Origin of the sequence: Alcanivorax quisquiliarum (genome assembly GCF_023051175.1) — a bacterium.
Lineage (GTDB): Bacteria > Pseudomonadota > Gammaproteobacteria > Pseudomonadales > Alcanivoracaceae > Isoalcanivorax > Isoalcanivorax quisquiliarum.
The window spans coordinates 90158-110807 of the sequence record NZ_JALKII010000009.1 but is presented as its reverse complement, the minus strand read 5'-3'; the positions used below and the strand labels follow the sequence as shown (position 1 = coordinate 110807).

Here is a 20650-nt window from a genome sequence, read left to right as displayed (position 1 = left end):
ACAGCGAGGCGAAAGCAATGAAGGTTCAGGCTTCAGTCAAGAAAGTGTGCCGTAACTGCAAGATTGTCCGCCGTAAAGGCCGGGTAATGGTCATTTGCAGTGCCGAGCCGCGGCACAAGCAGCGTCAGGGCTGATCGGGCGTTTATACCCCGATCATGGCTTCTGGCAGGGTTAAGTTGAAAAATTGCCAGTCTGAGGATACTATTCGCGCCCTTTGGGGTTGCGGCCCCGGCTGGCATTGAATAGTTGCGTTAAGCGGAGAAATTTGGATGGCCCGTATTGCAGGCGTCAACATCCCGGATAACAAGCATGCGGTGATCTCGCTGACCTACGTCTATGGAATCGGCCGCACCACGGCACACAAGATTCTGGAAGCTACGGGGATTGCGCCGACCACCAAGATTCGTGAGCTGAGCGAAGAGCAGCTGGACCAGATCCGGGGCGAAGTGGCCAAGATCACGGTTGAAGGCGATCTGCGCCGTGAAGTCAGCATGAACATCAAGCGATTGATGGACATGGGGTGCTTCCGTGGCATTCGTCACCGCCGCAGCCTGCCGCTGCGTGGCCAGCGCACCAAGACCAACGCCCGGACCCGCAAGGGCCCGCGTAAACCGATCCGCAAGTAAACTGATTCGGGCTAGGCATTTATTATGGCAAAGTCAAAGAAAGACACCGGCGCTCGCCGTAAGAAAGTTACCCGGACGGTAGCGGACGGTATTGCGCACGTACATGCGTCCTTCAACAACACGATCATCACCATCTCTGATCGCCAGGGCAATGTCCTGTCCTGGGCGACCTCGGGTGGTGCCGGGTTCCGCGGCTCGCGCAAGAGCACTCCGTTCGCTGCCCAGGTAGCGGCAGAGAACGCCGGCAACGCGGCGAAGGACTACGGTCTGAAGAACCTGGAAGTGCGGGTGAAAGGCCCGGGCCCAGGTCGTGAATCCTCGGTGCGCGCACTGAATGCTTGTGGTTACAAGATCACCAGCATTTCCGACGTCACACCGATTCCGCACAACGGCTGCCGGCCGCCGAAAAAACGCCGCGTGTAACGGGAGTTAGAGCAAGATGGCAAGATACATCGGTCCCAAGTGCAAGCTTTCCCGTCGTGAAGGCACCGACCTGTTTCTGAAGAGCGGTATTCGCCCTCTGGATTCCAAGTGCAAGGCGGATCAACCGCCGGGTGCAGCGGCGGCCAGCCGTCGCCAGAGCCGTCTGTCGGAGTACGGCCTGCAACTGCGTGAAAAACAGAAAGTGCGCCGTATGTACGGTGTGCTGGAAAAACAGTTCCGTGGTTACTACAAGAAAGCAGCGGGCTCCAAAGGTGCAACCGGCGAAGTGCTGTTGCAACTGCTGGAAGGCCGTCTGGACAACGTAGTTTACCGCATGGGCTTTGGAGCAACGCGCGCCGAAGCTCGCCAGCTGGTGTCTCACCGTGCCATCACCGTGAACGGCCAGACCGTGAACGTGGCGTCCTATCAGGTTCGCCCCGGCGATGTGGTAGCCGTACGCGAGAAAGCCAGAAACCAGCTGCGTGTCAAAAACGCGATGGAACTGGCTCAACAGCGCGGATTCGCAAGCTGGCTCGAAGTGGACGAGAAAAAGCTGGAAGGTACTTTGAAGGCACTGCCTGAGCGTATCGACCTGCCGGCCGAGATCAATGAAAACCTGATCGTCGAGCTGTATTCCAAGTAAGCACAGCCTGAGGGAGCCCTATGACCGCCGTGAACGACTTTCTCACGCCTCGCTCGATCGCCATCAACGCGATCAGCCCGACTCATGCAAAGGTTGTGCTGGAGCCCCTCGAGCGTGGTTTCGGCCACACCCTCGGTACTGCGCTGCGCCGCATTCTGCTTTCCAGCATGCAAGGCAGCGCCATTACCGAAGCCGAGATCGAAGGTGTGCAGCACGAGTACTCCACCGTTGAGGGTGTGCAGGAAGATGTCATCAACATCCTGCTGAACCTCAAAGGTGTCGCGCTGCGCATGCACGACCGCGACGAGGCCATCCTGGAGCTGAGCAAGAAAGGCCCGGGCGTGGTAACAGCCGGTGACATTCAGCGCGATCACAGCGTTGAAATCGTCAATCCGGAGCATGTGATTTGCAATATTACGGGTGACACTGAGCTCAAAATGAAGCTCAAGGTGACCCAGGGCCGTGGCTACGTGGCAGCGGATGCGCGCCTGAGCGACGAAGACGAGACCCGTGGTATCGGCCGCCTGCAACTGGATGCCAGCTACAGCCCGGTGTTGCGTGTGGCCTATGTGGTGGAAGCCGCGCGGGTCGAGCAGCGCACCGACCTGGACAAGCTGGTGATCGACCTGGAAACCAATGGCACCATCGATCCCGAAGATGCCATTCGTTCCGCCGCGACGATTCTGCAACAGCAGATTGCCGTGTTTGTCGATCTGGAGCAGGACCGCAAGCCGGAGCCGAAACAGGAGCGCGAAGAAGTCGATCCGATTCTGCTGCGCCCGGTGGACGATCTGGAACTGACAGTGCGTTCGGCTAACTGTCTGAAAGCAGAGAACATTTACTACATCGGTGATCTGGTACAGCGCACCGAAGTAGAGCTGCTCAAGACCCCGAACCTGGGCAAGAAGTCGCTGACAGAAATCAAGGATGTGCTGGCATCCAAAGGCCTGTCCCTCGGGATGCGCCTGGAAAGCTGGCCACCGGCAAGCCTGCGCGACGATGACCGCCTGACGCACAAACTGCGCTAAGCGCCAAATTTATTATCTTGCAGTGTGCGGGCGTCGAGAGACGCCCCGAATCTTAAGGAAACGGAACCATGCGTCATCGCAAAAGTGGCAGAAAGTTCAACCGGACCAGCGCGCATCGCGAAGCGATGTTCCGCAACATGGCGGTGTCGCTGTTCGAACACGGTGCAATCAAGACAACCTTGCCGAAAGCCAAAGAGCTGCGTCGCGTCGCTGAGCCGCTGATCACTCTGGCGAAGCAGGATTCCGTGGCGAATCGTCGCCTGGCGTTTGCCCGGACTCGTTCCAAGGAAGCCGTAGGCATCCTGTTCAACGACCTCGGCCCGCGCTACAAAGAGCGCCCCGGTGGTTATATGCGCGTCCTGAAAATGGGCTTCCGCGCAGGCGACAACGCGCCGATGGCGTATGTCGAGCTGGTGGATCGCCCGCAAGGCGGCGCCGTGGCAGAGGCCGAGGCCGAATAAGGCTGGTCATTGTCAAAAACACGAAAGCCGGGCCAAGCCCGGCTTTTTTGTTTTGTGCCGGTGAAAATACCGGATCTGGCAGAAGATCGATCCAGCACAGCAGCCTGCTTGATACTTTCAGCATGAACTCGCGGGCTACTTGGCCAAAAGCACTCCCCCATCGGCACCGGGGATAATGCCCGTGCTGCCAGCTACCCTTCCTGTGGGAAGGCCCTGTGCGCTGAGCGCTTGTTGAGAGCGCCCTGGGCTTGACGTGCAGGCCACGCCGCTCTGGATAACTACCTCGTGCTGATATGGGCGAAGCAGGCTCAGCCATCCTGAAGCGCGGCGCCTTGCTGCGGCGGGCGGGGCGATGGCAGGCTCGCGCTCTCTCGCCTCAAAGCGGTGTTGCTGTTGTAGGTGGTGCTCAGGTACGGCAGAACCAGGCGTCGCAAGGCAATGGGCGCAGCCGGGCCAATATATTGTGCAGACCACAATACCGCGCCGTCATCCAGGCGTACGACAACAGCGTCGGCTATCACATCGCTAGTGGGCGGGAGGTAGCCACTGCCGCCCGGCATGGCACTGAATGCGATGGCAGTGCCGGTTTTCGCTGCCGCAGCGTTCCGGGTGTAGCGCCAGCCGTTGAGGCGAAAAAGTAGCGCGCAGCAGCTCTCCGCAAGCAATTCCGGCGCCCAGCCCGGCAAGGCCAGATGGCTGTCGAGGAGCTGGCTTTTCACTGGCGGCGCACCGAGGCCGAACAGGGGTGTTTCCGAGCGAACGGATCCGGGGTCGCGAGGCGCCTCCCAAAGTGCTTCCAGAAGAGCGCGGAGACTGGCTTCGGCATCGGGCCCGAGGCTCACGGGCCGCAAATCAATCTGGTAAGCGCTGGCTGCGGAGCTTACTTGCGCAGCCAACGCAAAAGCCAGGCTGCTGTCGAGATGCTGCTCCCGTTCGATCTCGGTGTCATCGCCGTGCCGTACGGAGACGGTATAAAGCGGCGGCAGTATCAACAATTGTGAGTGTTCGCGAGTACCCAGCTCCGTGTACCGGAGCTCGTCAACACATGCCTGCTCACATTGGAAGCCCTCTACAAACTGCCCTATGGCTGTGCAGCCGGACAGTGAAAGCAGGGCGGAGAAACAGCAAGCTGTAACCAAGCCATAGCGCAACATCGACCTTCCCCTGGTTGTTTGGCGTTTTTTGTAATGGTGTTATCTGGCGGGCTGCCGCTTACCGAGCAGCGGCACCCCGGATGCGCAGCTTAATGCTGCGCGAGAATCGTTTTCAGAAAGCGACCAGTGTGGCTGCCTTTCACTTTGGCGACATCTTCCGGCGTGCCTTCCGCAATAATCTGGCCGCCGCCATCACCGCCTTCCGGCCCCAGATCCACAATCCAGTCGGCGGTCTTGATGACGTCCAGATTGTGTTCGATCACCACAATGGTGTTGCCGTGCTCACGCAGGCGGAACAGCACGCCGAGCAGCTGCTGGATATCATGAAAATGTAGCCCGGTGGTCGGTTCATCCAGAATATAGAGTGTGCGCCCGGTGTCGCGTTTGGACAGCTCACGCGCCAGCTTCACTCGCTGCGCCTCGCCACCGGAGAGTGTGGTGGCTGCCTGGCCCAGCGTGATATAGCTCAGACCCACATCAATCAGTGTTTGCAGTTTGCGCGCCAGCGCCGGCACCGCGTCGAAGAATTCGCGGGCTTCTTCAACGGTCATCTCCAGCACTTCAAAGATGTTCTTGCCTTTATAGAGAATCTCCAGCGTTTCCCGGTTATAGCGCTTGCCCTGACAGACCTCGCATGGCACGTAAATATCTGCCAGAAAGTGCATTTCGACCTTGATGACGCCATCGCCCTGGCACGCCTCACAGCGGCCGCCGCGCACGTTGAAGCTGAAACGCCCGGCCTTGTAGCCTCGCGCGCGGGCCTCCTGCGTGCCGGCAAACAGATCACGAATAGGTGTGAACAACCCGGTGTAAGTGGCCGGGTTGGAGCGTGGCGTGCGCCCGATCGGGCTTTGATCAATGTCGATTACCTTGTCGAAATGCTCCAGGCCGCTGATGCCCTGATGCGGCGCTGCTTTCAGAGTGGTCGCGCCGTTCAGGTGGGTGGCAGCTTCCGGGTACAAGGTGTTATTGATCAGCGTCGATTTGCCCGAGCCGGATACGCCGGTGATGCACGTCATCAGCCCCACCGGCAGCTTGAGGGTGGCACCTTGAAGGTTGTTGCCGCTGGCGCCGCTCAGCGTCAGCCACTTGTCGCTGGAAGGCAGGCGCTCGGCCGGCACGGCAATCCGCTTGCGGCCGGAGAGATAGTCGCCGGTGATGGAGTTGCGGTTGCTGGCGATCTGCCTGGCAGTGCCTTGTGCGATGATCTCACCGCCGTGGACGCCGGCGCCTGGGCCGATGTCGATCACATGATCCGCCGCCCGGATAGCGTCTTCATCGTGCTCCACCACAATCACTGTATTACCGAGATCGCGCAGCCGATTGAGTGTTTCGAGCAACCGTTCGTTGTCGCGCTGATGGAGCCCGATGGAAGGCTCGTCCAGCACATACATCACCCCCACCAGGCCGGCACCAATTTGAGAGGCCAGTCGAATGCGTTGCGCCTCACCACCGGAAAGGGTGTCCGCGTTACGTGCCAGGGAAAGGTAATCCAGCCCCACGTTGACCAGAAATTGCAGGCGATCACGGATTTCCTTGAGGATCTTGTCGGCGATCTCGCCTTTGTGCCCCGGCAGCTTCAGCTGGCCAAAATAGTCACTTGAGCGGCCCACAGGCAGACGCACAAGATCGGGCAGGGTGCGATCATCGATGAACACATGCCGGGCCGCTTCGCGCAGGCGCGAGCCATGGCATTCCTGGCAGTCTGACGTGCTGAGAAGTGTTGCGAGGTCTTCACGCACGGCGTCGGATTCGGTTTCCCGATAGCGCCGCTCCATGTTCGGAATGATCCCCTCGAACGGGTGGTGCCGCTTGACGATATCGCCGCGATCGTTGAGGTAGCGGAACTCGACAGCCTCATTGCCGGTGCCGTAGAGAATCTTGCGGCGCACGGCCTTGGGCAACTTGCTGAACGAGGCATCAATATCAAAGCCGAGGTGCGTCGCCAGCGAGGTCAGCATCTGGAAATAATAAACATTGCGGCGATCCCAGCCGCGAATAGCCCCCGCTGCCAGCGAGGAAGCGGGCGCAACGACAATCTTGTCTTCGTCAAAAAACTGCTGCACCCCCAGGCCATCGCAAGTGGGGCATGCGCCAGCCGGGTTGTTGAACGAGAACAGCCGTGGCTCCAGCTCGGGGATGCTGTAGCCACAGTGCGGGCAGGCAAAGCGGGCGGAAAACACATGCTCTTCACCGCTGCTGTCCATTGGCGCCACCACAGCGATGCCGTCGGCCAGCTCAAGCGCAGTTTCAAACGATTCGGCCAGGCGGTTTTGCAGATCGTCGCGTACCTTGAACCGATCGACCACCACTTCTATCGAATGCTTCTTTTTCTTGTCCAGCGCGGGCACATCATCCAGATCGGTGATGCGGCCATTCACCCGCGCACGCACAAAGCCCTGGGCACGCAATTGATCAAACAGATGCAGATGCTCGCCCTTCTTGTCGCGCACGACAGGCGCCAGCAGCATCAGGCGTGCCCCTTCGGGCTGTGCCAGCACCTGATCCACCATCTGGCTCACCGTTTGCGCGGCCAGCGGGGCGTCATGTTCGGGGCAGCGGGGCTCGCCCACTCTGGCGAACAGTAGTCTCAGGTAGTCATAAATCTCGGTGATGGTGCCCACCGTGGAACGCGGGTTATGGCTGGTCGATTTCTGCTCGATGGAGATTGCCGGCGACAGCCCCTCGATATGATCCACATCGGGCTTTTCCATCATGGACAGAAACTGCCGTGCGTAAGTGGAGAGCGATTCCACATAACGGCGCTGGCCCTCGGCGTACAGCGTATCGAACGCCAGCGAAGACTTGCCGGAGCCGGACAAGCCCGTGATCACCACCAGCTTGTCGCGGGGGATATCCAGATCGACGTTTTTGAGATTATGCGTGCGCGCACCACGCACCTGAATCTTGTCCATGAGGTAGGGGCCTGCTCATTGCGGATTTCATTGGCAGCACTGGCCAAAATGACAGCGAAGTATAAAGCGATTGATGGCGGCACGCCATGGTGTGCGTGTGCTGAAGGCGAGCGGAGTCACAGGCGCCGGCAGCGGAAACGCAGCGAAACGTTACCGGGCGCAGCGGCGATTGAGGCCGTGCACGGCTATATTTCGCGGCACCCTGTGAGCGGCACCATGCGGTGCCGGAAAAAAAGTGCAGAGCCTGATGGCACGGCAGATGCCGGATCAGAGATTTTCCTGCGCCCAGTTCACCGCCTGCAGGCGGTTGGAGGCGTTGATCTTCTTGAAGATGTTGTAGATGTGCGTCTTGATGGTGTGCGGGCTGAGATTGAGGCTGCGCGCGATATCGGAGTTCTTGGCGCCGGTGGCCATCACCTTCAGCACCTCCACCTCGCGCTCGGTCAGGCTCACTTCACTGCGGGAAAACGTCTTGTTGAACGTGCGGCTCTTCATCAGGTATTGCTGCAATACCTTGCGCGGCAGCCAGAGCTCGCCCTCGAACATGGCTTTGATACCCTTGAGCAGCAGATCCTGCGGGCAATCATGCAGAAAGCCGCCATTTACCATGGGCAACCCGGCCAGGCGGGAGAGCGAGTCATCTTCGTCCACATTGAACACCGCGATGAACAGTTCGGTTTCAAGGTCAGGATCAATCGACAGCAGATAGCTGATAGCTTCGTTGATATCCACCGTTCTGAAATCGACCAGAAACAGCGCCTGGCTGGAAGCAGCAAGCTGCTCTGCGGTTGCATCCTGGATTTGCTTGACGCTGCGTGCGCTGACCTCTTGCGTGTTCAGGAATTCTGCCAGCAGAGAATTCTGCAACTGTTGGCCGCCGGCCACATAGACTTGATGTTCACTGGCGAAAGCGTTCATGCATGATTCCCTGCTTCATATGCCCTGGCGCGTAGGTGAGGGGTTGCCAAATCAGGTTACGCGCAGCCATTTCAACGGTAGATCCGCCGATTATAAAGTGCCCGGCCTTCTCTAAGAAGAAAAGCCGATCAGTTGGCAATCTATCACCAGTTTGACGGGGGTTCAATTTGCTTGCCGGGGCACGTCGCGGTACGCCCCGCCGGAGCCTGTTTCTGCTACACTGCGCGGCTCCGGGCGGCCCGCTGCAGGGCGGCTCAGGGCACCCGCGCAGCGCGGCCCACGCAAAGCGACGTGCCCATCAATTTCTCTTTTCTATCACGAGATGAGACATGAGTACCTCTTCCTCTCCGGCGCTGGTTCGCTCCGAAGTGCGAGTGACCGGCGCCCTGGCGGCTATTTTCGGCTTGCGCATGTTCGGCCTGTTCATGCTACTGCCGGTATTCGCTGTGTTCGGCGCAAGCCTGCCGGGGGCGACGCCATTTCTGATCGGACTGGCGGTGGGCGCGTATGGCCTGGTGCAGGCGCTGTTGCAGCTGCCCTTCGGGATGTTGTCAGATCGGTTCGGCCGGCGTCCGTTGCTGGTCATCGGATTGCTGTTGTTTGCGGCGGGCGGAGTGGTTGCCGCCTGTGCGGATACTATCTATGGCGTTATCGCCGGCCGTGCCATTCAGGGTGGTGGCGCAGTGGCAGCGGTGATCATGGCGTTGGTGACGGATGTGATCTCCGAGCAGCACCGCACCCGCGCCATGGCCGGCATCGGCATGTCGGTGGGCGGTGCTTTCGTGCTGGCGCTCATTCTCGGCCCCCTGCTCGCCAGCGGGCTGGGATTGTCCGGTTTGTTCTGGCTCTCCACCGGCTTGGCACTGCTGGGATTGCTGGTGGTGCTGGTATGGGTGCCTGACCCGAAGGTGCGCGTGCGCGAAGCGCAACTGCCACTGCCCCAGCGGCTGCTGCGCATCATTCGTGATCCGCTGATGGTGCGCCTCAACAGTGGTATTTTTGTACTGCATGCGCTGCTGACGGCGAGCTTTGTCGTCATCCCCGGTGTTTTGAGTGAGCGTCTGGGGCTACCCTTGCCGCAGCATAGCCTGCTCTATCTGGTGGTGTTCCTCGCCAGTTTTATCGCCATGGTGCCATTGATCATTGCCTCCGAGCGGCGCGGGCAGCGCCCGATCATGGCGATCAGTGTGAGCCTGTTGATCCTGTCCCTGGTCATGCTTGCTCTGGGCGGAGGAAAGCTGTGGCTGATCGGCGCTGCATTATGGGTATTCTTTACCGGTTTCAATGCCCTGGAAGCGTTGCTGCCGTCGCTGGTAGGCCGGGCCGCCCCGGTGGGCACACGAGGGACTGCATTGGGCATCTATTCCTCTTGCCAGTTTCTCGGGGTGTTTGTAGGCGGCGCTGCCGGCGGCTGGCTGTTGCAGCAATTCGGGTCTGGGATGGTGTTCTGGGCGGCGGCGGTGCTGTGCGCAGGCTGGCTGGTGCTGGTGTTGGGCATGCCGCCTCTGGTGAAGCTGGAAAGCCGCGTGCTGCCATTGCCGGTGGCGGCAGAGCAGGCCGACGACTGGGCCAGCCGCCTGTTGTCGGTGCAGGGCGTGCTGGAGGCCGTCGCCTTGCCGGAGGACGGCATAGCGCTGCTGAAAGTGGCACCGGCCGAGCTGGATGAAGTAGCGCTGGCGCGCCAGGCCGAGGGTGCCGTGACCGCAGTGTAGGAAGATGCCGTCAATCGCTGTCAGTGATTGACGACAGGCGCACCAGGGCGGTGGGAAACACCGGATTTAGCTGCCACAATGATTTGCCCGTCGCGGCGGGTGGAACCAATATCAACGGGTTTTACGGAGAGGCAAGATGGCACGAGGCATTAATAAGGTAATCCTGATTGGCAACCTGGGCGCTGACCCGGAAACCCGTTTCATGCCGAGCGGCGGCGCCGTCACGAATGTGAATATCGCCACCAGCGAATCCTGGAAGGACAAGCAGAGCGGGCAGATGCAAGAGCGCACCGAATGGCATCGGGTGGTGTTCTTCAATCGCCTGGCCGAGATCGCCGGCGAATACCTGAAAAAAGGCTCGAAGGTGTATATCGAAGGCAGCCTGCGCACGCGCAAATGGCAAGGGCAGGATGGTCAGGATCGCTATACCACCGAGATCGTCGCCAATGAAATGCAAATGCTCGACAGCCGTGGTGGCGGCGGTGATGGCAACTATGGCGGTGGCTATGGTGGAGGTCAGGGTGGTGGTTTCGGCGGCCAGGATCGGCAGGGTGATGCGGGCGGCGGCCGGCAATCGGGGCAGCAGGGCGGCGGCAACCAGGGTGGTTTTTCAGCTCCTGCGGATGATTTCGACGACGATATTCCGTTCTGAGGGCAGCCCCTGCCATGCCACGCGTTTTGACACTGATCGGATTATTCCTGCTCTGCCTGCTGTTCTTTCTGGTGCGCTCGCTGCCGGCGGCGCCGTTTGCGCGGCATGTTGATGGCCTGATGATCGCCGGTGCGCCCCTGCAGCTGGAGCAGGTTCACGGCCGCGTGTGGGCGGGCGATGCGCGCTGGCGCTGGAGCACCTGGCGCGGCGAGCTCAACTGGGCCACTGACTGGCGTGGCCTGCTGCCCGGCGTGCGGCTGGATATCGCCGGGCACGGCATTTCTGCGCAGGGCTGGCTGGCGGCGACACCCGGCAGTGCGCAGGTGCGCGATCTCTCCTTTACTGTCCCGCTCTCGGAAATTTCACGAAATATGCCGGCCGGCCGAGCCGATGGCACTGTCTCCGGGCACGTGGATTTACTGCGTTTTTATCGCGATGGAAGCGCTGAAGTCGAGGGCGCGCTGCGTTATGGCGGCGGCCGGGTGAGCTGGGCTGACGGTGAGGCCACAGTGCCACCACTGGATGGAAAGCTGTTCACCGCGCACAATGTGGCCTGGCTGGTGATGACGGACCCGGCCGAGACACTCTTGCTGGATGCGAAAGTGGAAGATGGCGAGGCTGCCGTGCGCGTCTACCGGTCATGGCCCCGGTTGCTGGGCGTCAGCCAGGGCGGCGCCGACGAAGACGTGGTATTTCAGGTTGCGCAGCCGCTCGGCGGCTGAAACGCCGGAACATTTTGCAGCGTGGGGAATTTTTCGCCGGGCCGGACTCTAACCAGAGAGCGGGCGCGGGGGTGTCAGAAGAACAGGTCGAATGACTGGCTGCCTGCCGCAATAGTCGGGCGTACGATGCAGGATTTTATTTGCAGCGTGGTACCGATATCCGGCAAGGCGGTCATGACACTGGCATTTCGTCATAACAATAATGGTTAATACTAAATGAGCGCAGGCGGTTGACCCGCGCGGGGTGGTCGGAACGGAACATGGCATTAACCCTCAAGCAGACACAATTGGACAGGCTGGCCCGTATTGCACGGTGGTTGCTGGCAGTACTGCTTGTCGTCTGGCTGGCTCGCGTACTGGCTGACAGCCTGCTGTTATGGTTTGCCGGGCCGCAATTGACGCCACCGGTCGATCCTGCAATGCAGCGGCTGACGGCAGCGAGTTCGAACCAGCGCACAGCACTGAGCCTCGGTGACATCGAAAGCTGGAAATTGTTTGGTATACCCCCGGAAGAATCTCCCGAGCAGCGCGTTGTGGATGCACCCGATACACGCTTGCGGCTGGAGCTGGTGGGGCTGTTTCAACATATCGACCCGGCGATGGCCCGTGCAATCATTGCCGAGCAAGGCCGGGATGCGGCGCTGTTCAAGCCGGGCGACAAGGTGCCGGGCAACGCTGAGCTGGTGGAAGTGCTGGGTGACCGTGTGATCCTGCGCCGCCAGGGGCAGCTTGAAGCGCTGCGTCTGCGCGAGCCGGAGCTCAGTGGTACGGTGTCCGCCTCTGCGCCGCCACGGCGGCGGCCGGAGCCAGTGGTGCAACAGCAAACAGCGGCGCCGGCACCAGCTCAACTGCTGCCGGACGGCGACCCGGCCCAGCAGCGCGCAATGATCATTCAACAGCTGGCGCTGGAGCCGGTAAACGAAGGCAGCGCGGAGGGCTACCGCATTTCGGCGGGCGCTCCGATGGCGATGCTCAGCAGTGTCGGCCTGCGGCCGGGAGATCAGATTCTGTCGATCAACGGCCACCCGTTGGGTGAGGAGCAGGGCGATATTGCCGCCTTGCAGGAGGCCACCTCTACAGGTTCGGCCACGATCGAAGTGCAACGCGGCTCGCGCCGCTTTACCGTCAACTATCCGCCCTAGACCGGAAAGGCGAGAGTAATGAAAACAATCAAGCGCACGCTGGCTGTGCTGCTCTGCAGCTCCACGCTGCTGATGGTGCAGCCGCTACTGGCACAGGAAAGTGGAAGGGCTGCGGCCAATATGGAAGGCAAGACCTGGACGGTGAATATCCGCAATGCAGATATTCAGGCGTTTATCGGCCAGGTTGCGGACATGACCGGCAAGAACTTTGTTGTCGATCCCCGCGTGCGGGCGCGTGACGTGACAGTAATCTCCCGCCAGACCCTCACATCCGACGAAGTGTATGAGCTGTTTCTGGCGGTATTGCAGGTGCACGGATATGCAGCGGTGCCTTCCGGCGACATCATCAAGATCGTGCCGAACACCACGGCCAAGCAGGGCAACCTGCCGCTGACGCAAGACACCGCCGTGCGGGGCGAGGAGCTGATTACCCGCGTCATCACCGTTGACAACTCGCCTGTAGAAGAACTGGTGCCCGTATTGCGCCCTCTGGTGCCGCAATATGGGCACCTGGCCGCAGTGAGCTCGGCCAACGCGCTGATCATCAGCGATCACGCGGATAACATTCGCCGCATGGAAGCCATCATCGCTCACCTTGATGGCTCGGAAGCAGAAGAGGTCGAAATCATCAACCTGAAACACGCCTGGGTGGGTGATATCGTCAAACTGCTGGAAACACTGACGCCACAGCAAGCAGCCGCCCAGGGCCGGCGTCAAAGCCCGCGTGAGGGCCGTGTCAGCGTGGTCGCCGATGAGCGTACCAATCGCCTGATCGTGAAAGGCGATAGCATCATGCGCCGCCGCGTTGCCGATATGGTGGCCGAACTGGATGTGCCCGCCAACCGAGCGGGCGCTGCCCAGGTGGTACGCCTCAGCCATGCTGATTCGGAAAAACTGGCCGAGTTGCTGAACAATTTTGCCGAAGCCACCCGAGAGGCCGAGGGCGGCAGCGGGCAGGCCGCAGCCGTGCCGGGCTCGAAAGTCTCGATTCAGGCGGATACCTCGCTCAATGCGCTGGTGATCCGCGCCGAGCCGGCAAAAATGGAAGAGCTGCTCAGCATCGTGCGGCAACTTGATGTGCGCCGGGCGCAGATATTGATCGAGGCCGCCATCGTCGAAGTTGGTGGCAACAGTGGGCTGGATCTCGGTGTGCAGTGGGCGGCAGGTGATCTGGAGCGAGGCATTGGCGGCACCAACTTCGATAACGCGGGCATCAGCCTCAATGATGTGATTGGTTCGGTGCTTGCTGGCGAGCCCACCACCACACTGGGCAACGGCCTGATTGTCGGCGGCGGTGAAACGGATGGCGACGGTAACTTGCGCTGGGGCGGTTTTCTGCAGGCACTGGCCACCAACAGCAACGTGAACCTGTTGTCGACGCCAAGTGTGCTGACACTGGATAACCAGGAAGCCTCCATCGTTGTGGGCCAGAACGTCCCGTTCGTCACCGGGCAGAGCACCAACACCGGCTCGGGCATCGACAACCCGTTCCAGACCATTCAGCGTCAGGATGTGGGTATCACCTTGACCGTCACGCCGAGCCTGGCGGGCAGCAACACGGTACGGCTTGAGCTTGAGCAGGAAGCGTCTGCCGTACAGCGCGCCGTGGAAGGTGTGCAATCGGTTGACCTGATTACCAGCAAGCGCTCCATCAAGACCACGGTGCTGGCAGATGATGGCGAAACCATCGTGCTTGGCGGGCTGATTCAGGATGACGTTACCCGCACGGAAAGCAAGGTGCCGCTGCTGGGCGATATACCGCTGCTCGGTGTGCTGTTCCGCTCGACCAGCGATTCACGGGAAAAGCGCAACCTGATGGTGTTCTTGCGGCCGACAATTCTCAATGACAGCACACGCCTGGTCGGCCTGACCCGGCAACGCTACCTGGGTATTGCCGCACTGCAGTTTCGTGTGAATCGCCGTGGTGAGTTGGAGCGGGTTGTGGCGCAGCCGTTGCCGGCAGAGCCGAACGAGCTGTTTCTGGGCCGCGAGGCGCCGCCTCAGGAGCTGGTTGAATACATGGAGCGTGGCTTGCTGCCCCAGGATGAGCCGTCGCTGATCGACGAGGAAGTCAACCGCTAGCCTGGCCGGTAGCCGATGAAACAAAACGCCGCGGAAACGCGGCGTTTTTGCAGGCTTGCTGGCCGAGGCTGGCGCCGCACCTGACAGGGCAAGGGCAATCAAGGCCCGGCCTTGAGCTCCTGTAGCGACTCCAGCACCCGTTGTGTGCGGGCAATCTTTTTCTCCAGCTCGGCATCGTCGCTGGCGAGAGGCGTGACCCGGCGCCATACCTCATAGGCTCGTTGGTATTCGCCGCGGGCATAAAGCGCGTCCCCTGTGGTGACCTCGCGACGTACCCGCTCGCGGCACAGACGCTCGATGGTTTCATGTTCCGCATCGAGATTTGCATCGCGGCGGTGGGACTGGATGAAACGCCGTGCGGCAATCAGATCGTCCAGTGCCTCGCTGCGCCGGTAGCGAGCCAGGCGTTCGCGAGCCTGTTCGCGCAGCGTTTCGGCACGGTTGTCCCGGGCACGCTGGCTGGCGGTGGCCAGATGGCGCTCGGCTTGCACCAGTGCAGGATGGTGGCGATGGGAGGCATCCAGCGAGCTGGCGGCTCGTAACGCGGTGCGGGCAGCGTGCCATTGTTTATGCGATGCATGCCACTCGCCAAGCGTGATCAGCTCTTCCAGCGCGGTGTCACGCCGCTGGACGAGATCTGCCGCCATGGCCTGCGCTGACGGGTCGCTGAACTGCGCCAGCCTGGTGGGCAGCGTTTGCAAGCTTTGTAGCCACCCCGCCTCGCTGGCAAACAGCTCCGTGCGCAGCGCCACCAGTGCAGCAAGCTGCTGGTGATCAAGATCCTGACGGGCCTGATACAAGGTTTCGCTATGGGGCCAGAGCGCCAGAGCGCTATCAATACTTTCAAGCGCAGCGCGCCATTGCCCTTGCCCGGCCTGCTGGCGGGCAAGCCGCAGTGCCGCCTGCTCGGTGCTGGCCTGGTGTTCACGCAATTGTTGTTGCAATCGCAGCAAGCCAGGGTCGGGCTCGGTGGCCGGATCATGGGCCAACTGCCAGGCCCGCGCATAATCGCCCTGGGTCATGGCCGCTTCCACATCGGCAATGGAGGGCGGTGTGACGGGGCGGTGCAGGCAGGCGCTGCTAGCGAGCGCAAGCGTAATCAGAGCGGAGGCTTTCACACATTTCATGGTTGGATAACAGCTGCGGTCATCAGGAACTGCCGGCCCGGACAACCGGGGGCGGCGCTACCGTGTCCTCCTGACAGATAAAATGAGCGATCCGCTGTTCCATTAGCGTTTCGGAATGGGCGTGCACACCCTCGACGCGATAGGTGAGCACCGGGTCGGTCTTGCCGCGCACCCGCATGGTGCCGGCCACACTGCTGCGCAGCCGCGAGGCGATATTCGGATCACGCACCAGCGCCTCGGGAATGATGATCTCCCCGGCGCCAGCCATGTTCGATAGCCGTGAGGCGAGGTTCACCACATCGCCGACCACCGTATATTGCATGCGATCCTGGGAGCCGAGATTGCCCGCCAGCATGGCGCCAGCGTTGATGCCAATGCGGAACTCGACGGTGACCAGCCCCTGCGCACGCCGGCGCTCGTTGAGACGCTCCACCAGCCGCTGGATCATCACGGCGCAGCACAGCGCATGATAAAGGTGCTCGCTGTCCGCCTCGGGCACCCCGAACACCAGCATGGCGCAATCACCCATATATTTGTCGATGGTGCCCCGATAGAAATCCGTTGCGCGGCAAATGGCGTTGAAATAGCAATTGAGCAATTCGGCCACGGCATCGGGCGCCATACGCTCGGAAAGGCGGGTAAAGCCAACGATATCCGCAAACAGCACCGAGCCTACCACCTCGCGCCCGCCCAGCTGCACCTCGCCGATATCAGCCATCATTTGCTGCGCCACACGGGGGCTGACAAAACGCGATAGCACACGCTCCACCTGATTTTTTTCCAGCAGGCCGCGCGCCATGGCGTTGTAGGCGGTGATCAGCTGGCCGATTTCGTCGTTACTGGTGTTCTGCAAACGGTAATTAAGATCGCCGGCGCGCATGGCCGAGGTGGCGGCAATCAGGTCATGCAGCGGCTGGGCCAGCCGTCGACTGATGATGAAAGCAAGAATAATGGCCACCAGCCCCATCACCACCGTGGCGGTGACCATGGTGCGTTGCGCATGCGCTTGCGCGGTGGCAATCGGTTCACCGGAAAGCGTTACTGCTACATAACCTGCGGTATGTTCTTCCGCACTGATGGGCGCAAAATAGGTCGTCATCGGCGCGTCGCCATGGTACCAGTGACGCACCGGGCCACTGATGGTCGGCACCGCTTCTGGCGGCAGCAGGCCGGCTTGCTCAAGCGGGCGCAAATCGCGATTGAATAGCGCCGCGCCGGCAAGGTTTTCGCTTTCGCCCAGATTATGGATCAGCACTTTCAGGTTGAATTCATCGTTGGCCAGCAGCGGCTCGCGTGCGGTATCGGCCAATTGCTTGGCGATGGTCTGGCCGAGCCGATCGGATTGCGCCTGCATATCGGCAAGCTGCGTGCTGAGAATCACCGAGCCGAGCAGTGTCATGCCCAGCAGCACCAGCACCGAGAATGTCAGGCCCAGTTTCCAGGCGACGGGCAGGTAATCGGGCAGCAGCGGGCGCAGGCTGTCCAGAAGGCGACGGCCCAGGTTTCGAAGATTGTTGCGCCAGCGCTGGCTCACGGTTGTGGTGTCCTCGATGACAAATCGCGGCGGGCTCCGATGTGCCAGCCCGCGAACAACCATAGCACTTTGTGCAGCTGGCTACACCGCTGGCGCTAGACGGCCAGCGCTATGCCATGGTCAGTCTTGTCTGTGAGGATCTCGAATGCCGCCCGATGAGCACTGTGTAACGTGATCGGTGCCTGGCCCCGGCGTGTCAGCGTCAGCTCGCAGGAAGCCAGCTTGCTGTTCAGGCAGGTTTTGCTGCTGCCGGGCGGATTGTAATAAGTAAGAGCGGTGAAATGATCGGGCGGCGCCTGAATGTTCACCGAGAGCTGATGGTGATCCTGAGTAGTGTCAAAATGCCATTCAAAATAACGATAATTGCCGGTCGCTCGCAGTGCCGTACTGATGCGATTGAAGTATAGCGTCTCGCCGCCAAGGCGCAGGCAGGCGATGGTCATCCAGGGCGAGCGAAACGGCCCCAGCCGTACGCGGGCAGTCAGGCATTCCAGAAATGCATCAGGATGATCATCAAAGCCGGCTACCTGCCCCCAGGCATATTCGTCCGTGTGCTGGCGGCCCCAGTTGTGGTTTTCGCTGCCGGGCCAGCCGTTGATCTCGAATGTTTCACCGTTCACGGTGAAAGTGCCAGTGAACTGGACATTGGGCCGGCTGACCAAGGCTTTCGCTTTCGGTAGCGCCGTGCGGTAAAGCTTTTCAGGGAGTAACAACAAGCTGTCATTACCCTCCGTGTAATGCAATTGCCAGGCGAGGTGATGCCCGGCATGCGCCGCACTGCCCTGTAGCGCCTGGTGGGACAGCGAAGCACCGGGCAATGACACGCCCAGGTCATCGCGGTTGAAATGGCAGGCTTCAAGCGGATACTCCTCCTTTACTGCTACCACCTGCTTGCGCTCGGCATCAAACCAGATCGCCCATAGCTCACCCAGCGCGGGCCGTTTGTCCGCAGGCACGAACATTGTATAACGCACCCAGAACGCCTGAGCTGCGCGGGGATGATTGCCGCGCAGGAACCAGGATTCATAGTGGCCGCCGCGTCCGGAAAACTGGCTTGCATGGAAGGGGATCATGGCTGCACCTCCATTGCGCCGGTAAAGGCTCGTTCCTGTGGCACCAGCCGCAACGCACGGAACGGGAACAACAAAATGGACTCGCGATAGGCGACCTCCGCTTCACCGATGGTCTTGTCCCCTTGATAAATTGTCAGCGGGCAGGTCACCAGAGACTTTATCCAGCCATCATGGCCATAACGCTTGTTGCCAATTGCCTGAAGCGCGCCGAGCTCGGGATGGTGAAAATCGACCCGGTAACGGGGGCCTGTCAGCTTCAAGGTGAGCTCGCCCTGGCAGGGCATGATGTCATCGCCAAAACGCAACCGGCCCTGAAACGGACGTGGCACAGTGAAGCTGAAAACGCGTGGTGTAAAAGCACACAGAGCGAATGCAAATGTTTTTGTCGTGCCGTCATTCAGTGTCAGGGTGCCGCTCATGGTTTCGCGGATCTGCAAGCCGATAGCCATGGTCAGGCTCCTGTTTCAGTCAAGGTTTCAGCCAGCTGCGCTGCGGCCCGGCTGGCGAGTGTCATCAGAGTGATTTGCGGGTTCGCGCCCAGGCTCGTGGGTGGGTTGCTGCCATCCATTACGTAAAGGCCCTGCCACCCGTGCACGCGGTGATCCACGTCGCACACGCCGTCGCTGGCGTCGGCGGCGAGACGAGCAGTACCCAGAGGATGGTAGGCCGTGATCAGGAAATCTGACGGGCGATGAGAGCGCGCCATAAATGCATCCAGCTCTGTCACGCTGCGCAGCGATACCAGCTGGCGTGGGCCGGGCACCAGCACTTCGGAGGCCCCCGCGGCAAAATAAATACGTGCCAGAGTGTCGATGCCGCGAAGGAAAAGTGCAAAATCCTTCTTGTTCATGCGGTAGCTGATCCAGGGCAAATCACGGTGAATACCGCGCCGTACCCGACCTTCGCTCGTGTCACGGAGCATGAAGCCGAAATAGGCGGTGTGGGCATAGCGTTCTGCGAAGCGGACGAACTCCGCGCCATAGAGCGCGCTCAACACACCATGGGCTGCAAACGGTAATGTGCAGCCCTCGAACATCAACCCCTGCTCGGCGAAATCGCCGACGGCAAAGCCCTGCGGAATGGTGCGGCCGTTGTGCAGGTCGATATCAGGGAAAACGGCGTTCACCACCCCGCATGGATGCAAGGTGAGATGGCGCCCCAGATGCGGATTGCGAACTCCGTTTGCACGCAGGAACAGCGGTGTCAGCAGCGCGCCCATGGCGACCACAGTGGCTCGCGCCTCGACGCGCAAGGTAACGCGTCGGCCATTGGCATCCCGCCCTTGAGCCAGCACACCCTGTGCCTGTTTGCCGTCGCGTAGCAGGCGCGTGGCGCGCATTCCGGTAAAGAGAAATGCGCCGCGCTCCAGTGCGCGGGGGATATAGCTGACGTTAGTGGACTGTTTGGCATCCGTAGGGCAACCGAACTGGCACAAGCCCTGACCATCGCAGCCTTCGGCGTTACGCTGCAATGGCGCCACTTGTGTCAGCCCCAGAGCTCGTGCACCGCGCTCGATCAGATCACCCACCGGGCCCACATACCGGCGCTGGGCCTGGGTTACCCGCAGCATGGTTTCGACATTGTCGAACCAGGGCGCCAGCACGTCTTCTGTGAGTGCGGCAAGGCCGAACCGTTCGCGCCAGCGCGCCAGCACGGCCGGTGGCGTGCGCATGCAGGTGCCCGAGTTGATGGTGGTCGTGCCGCCCACGTTGCGGCCGATGGGGACAGGTATGAAGGCATTGCCCAAGGTTATTGTCGCACCGAAGGCCCGATAGAGCCGGCGCAGCATATCCGGCAAATGCCCGCTGAAATGACGGCGATCGTGCCAGTCGCCTTCCTCGATGATCACTACCGCAAGGCCGCGGCTGGCGAGTTCGTAAGCTGCGGCCGCCCCGCCTGCCCCGGTACCGATGACCACCACATCCGCTTCAATGGTGTGTTCACCATCCAGCTCGGAGGCGTGGGTTACTTGTTGTTGCCATCGGAAACTTTCCGTCTGCGCCGGCACCTGTATGCGCGGCATGCCCATATGGCTCGCGCGCTCCTCTTCAAGCACATAGGCGGCACGAAACGGCAAGCTCAGCAAGCGTAGCAGCAAGCTGCTGAACAGGGTGTTCGACAAGGTTTCAATCACCGCACGCTGTTGGGCCACATCGGCACGGCTGAAGCGGCGGTGCAGGTGCGGCAGGCTCCGCCATTCCAGCCATTGCAGGCCTGCGGTCAGTAGCCAGCGGTGTGTCCTGCGATGCGCGACGTACCCGGCTACCCGTGCTGCCAGCTGATGCGGTTCCGGCGCCGGCAGTATCTCGCCGGCCGGAAACAGCGCAGCGGCAAGGTGAGCGGCGAGCGAGGTTTTTGAAAAGGATGTAGATGTTGTCATACGGCTATGCTGGCATAAGGCGGACGAGACGGCTTGCCCGGGCCCGCCGCCCGTGTTG

19 protein-coding genes are annotated in these 20650 nt (G+C 61.0%); 11 read left to right on the top strand and 8 right to left on the bottom strand.

Features of this window, described 5'->3' with window-relative positions:
- Window positions 1-17: 17 nt before the first annotated feature.
- The 6 genes from rpmJ (at window position 18) to rplQ (ending at window position 3181) form a co-directional block, all read left to right on the top strand.
- Window positions 18-134 (top strand): 50S ribosomal protein L36, encoded by a 117-nt coding sequence (gene rpmJ, locus MU846_RS12600; RefSeq protein WP_008740001.1) that lies wholly within the window; start codon window positions 18-20, stop codon window positions 132-134.
- A gap of 135 nt (window positions 135-269) precedes the next feature.
- Entirely contained in the window at window positions 270-626 is a 357-nt protein-coding gene (rpsM, locus tag MU846_RS12595; protein ID WP_246953282.1) for a 30S ribosomal protein S13, read from the top strand.
- Between the two features lie 24 nt (window positions 627-650).
- Window positions 651-1049 (top strand): 30S ribosomal protein S11, encoded by a 399-nt coding sequence (gene rpsK, locus MU846_RS12590; protein ID WP_246953280.1) that lies wholly within the window; start codon window positions 651-653, stop codon window positions 1047-1049.
- A 16-nt stretch (window positions 1050-1065) separates the two neighbouring features.
- On the top strand, window positions 1066-1692 hold the full coding sequence (rpsD, locus tag MU846_RS12585) for a 30S ribosomal protein S4 (RefSeq protein WP_246953278.1): 627 nt from the start codon (window positions 1066-1068) through the stop codon (window positions 1690-1692).
- 20 nt (window positions 1693-1712) lie between these two features.
- Window positions 1713-2720 (top strand): DNA-directed RNA polymerase subunit alpha, encoded by a 1008-nt coding sequence (locus tag MU846_RS12580; protein WP_246953277.1) that lies wholly within the window; start codon window positions 1713-1715, stop codon window positions 2718-2720.
- 68 nt (window positions 2721-2788) lie between these two features.
- The gene (gene rplQ / locus MU846_RS12575) at window positions 2789-3181 is read left to right on the top strand and encodes a 50S ribosomal protein L17 (protein WP_246953275.1); all 393 of its coding nucleotides are present in this window, start codon (window positions 2789-2791) and stop codon (window positions 3179-3181) included.
- A 308-nt stretch (window positions 3182-3489) separates the two neighbouring features.
- On the opposite strand, the gene MU846_RS12570 is transcribed toward rplQ, so the two are convergent.
- From MU846_RS12570 to MU846_RS12560, 3 genes are all read right to left on the bottom strand, one after another.
- Window positions 3490-4176: a hypothetical protein gene (locus tag MU846_RS12570; protein WP_246953273.1), complete on the bottom strand. Its 687-nt coding sequence runs from the start codon at window positions 4174-4176 to the stop codon at window positions 3490-3492.
- Between the two features lie 248 nt (window positions 4177-4424).
- Window positions 4425-7250: an excinuclease ABC subunit UvrA gene (gene uvrA / locus MU846_RS12565; protein ID WP_246953271.1), complete on the bottom strand. Its 2826-nt coding sequence runs from the start codon at window positions 7248-7250 to the stop codon at window positions 4425-4427.
- A gap of 267 nt (window positions 7251-7517) precedes the next feature.
- Complete coding sequence (locus tag MU846_RS12560) at window positions 7518-8168, bottom strand: response regulator transcription factor (protein WP_246953268.1); 651 nt, start codon at window positions 8166-8168, stop codon at window positions 7518-7520.
- Window positions 8169-8497: 329 nt separating this feature from the next.
- On the opposite strand from MU846_RS12560, the gene MU846_RS12555 reads away from it, so the two are divergent.
- The 5 genes from MU846_RS12555 to gspD all read left to right on the top strand — a co-directional run bounded on the left by MU846_RS12555 (window position 8498) and on the right by gspD (window position 14478).
- Entirely contained in the window at window positions 8498-9880 is a 1383-nt protein-coding gene (locus tag MU846_RS12555; RefSeq protein WP_246953266.1) for an MFS transporter, read from the top strand.
- Between the two features lie 136 nt (window positions 9881-10016).
- Window positions 10017-10532 carry a single-stranded DNA-binding protein gene (gene ssb / locus MU846_RS12550; protein WP_246953264.1) on the top strand — a complete coding sequence of 172 codons (516 nt, stop codon included), beginning with the start codon at window positions 10017-10019 and terminating at the stop codon, window positions 10530-10532.
- Between the two features lie 14 nt (window positions 10533-10546).
- On the top strand, window positions 10547-11254 hold the full coding sequence (gene gspN / locus MU846_RS12545; RefSeq protein WP_246953262.1) for a type II secretion system protein N: 708 nt from the start codon (window positions 10547-10549) through the stop codon (window positions 11252-11254).
- Window positions 11255-11514: 260 nt separating this feature from the next.
- Window positions 11515-12396 carry a type II secretion system protein N gene (locus MU846_RS12540; protein WP_246953260.1) on the top strand — a complete coding sequence of 294 codons (882 nt, stop codon included), beginning with the start codon at window positions 11515-11517 and terminating at the stop codon, window positions 12394-12396.
- Between the two features lie 18 nt (window positions 12397-12414).
- A complete protein-coding gene (gene gspD / locus MU846_RS12535; protein ID WP_246953258.1) occupies window positions 12415-14478 on the top strand; it encodes a type II secretion system secretin GspD in 2064 nt (687 codons plus the stop codon).
- 98 nt (window positions 14479-14576) lie between these two features.
- Here gspD and MU846_RS12530 read toward each other — a convergent pair whose 3' ends face one another.
- The 5 genes from MU846_RS12530 to MU846_RS12510 form a co-directional block, all read right to left on the bottom strand.
- Window positions 14577-15596, bottom strand: a complete 1020-nt coding sequence (locus tag MU846_RS12530) for a coiled-coil domain-containing protein (RefSeq protein ID WP_246953255.1) — start codon at window positions 15594-15596, stop codon at window positions 14577-14579.
- Between the two features lie 31 nt (window positions 15597-15627).
- Window positions 15628-17139 (bottom strand): adenylate/guanylate cyclase domain-containing protein, encoded by a 1512-nt coding sequence (locus MU846_RS12525; protein ID WP_246953253.1) that lies wholly within the window; start codon window positions 17137-17139, stop codon window positions 15628-15630.
- A 95-nt stretch (window positions 17140-17234) separates the two neighbouring features.
- Complete coding sequence (locus MU846_RS12520) at window positions 17235-18212, bottom strand: tocopherol cyclase family protein (RefSeq protein ID WP_246953251.1); 978 nt, start codon at window positions 18210-18212, stop codon at window positions 17235-17237.
- On the bottom strand, window positions 18209-18661 hold the full coding sequence (locus MU846_RS12515; RefSeq protein ID WP_246953250.1) for a hypothetical protein: 453 nt from the start codon (window positions 18659-18661) through the stop codon (window positions 18209-18211). The genes MU846_RS12520 and MU846_RS12515 overlap by 4 nt, the downstream gene beginning before the upstream one ends.
- Before the next feature lie 2 nt (window positions 18662-18663).
- Window positions 18664-20592 carry a GMC family oxidoreductase gene (locus MU846_RS12510; RefSeq protein WP_246953247.1) on the bottom strand — a complete coding sequence of 643 codons (1929 nt, stop codon included), beginning with the start codon at window positions 20590-20592 and terminating at the stop codon, window positions 18664-18666.
- Window positions 20593-20650: the final 58 nt, after the last annotated feature.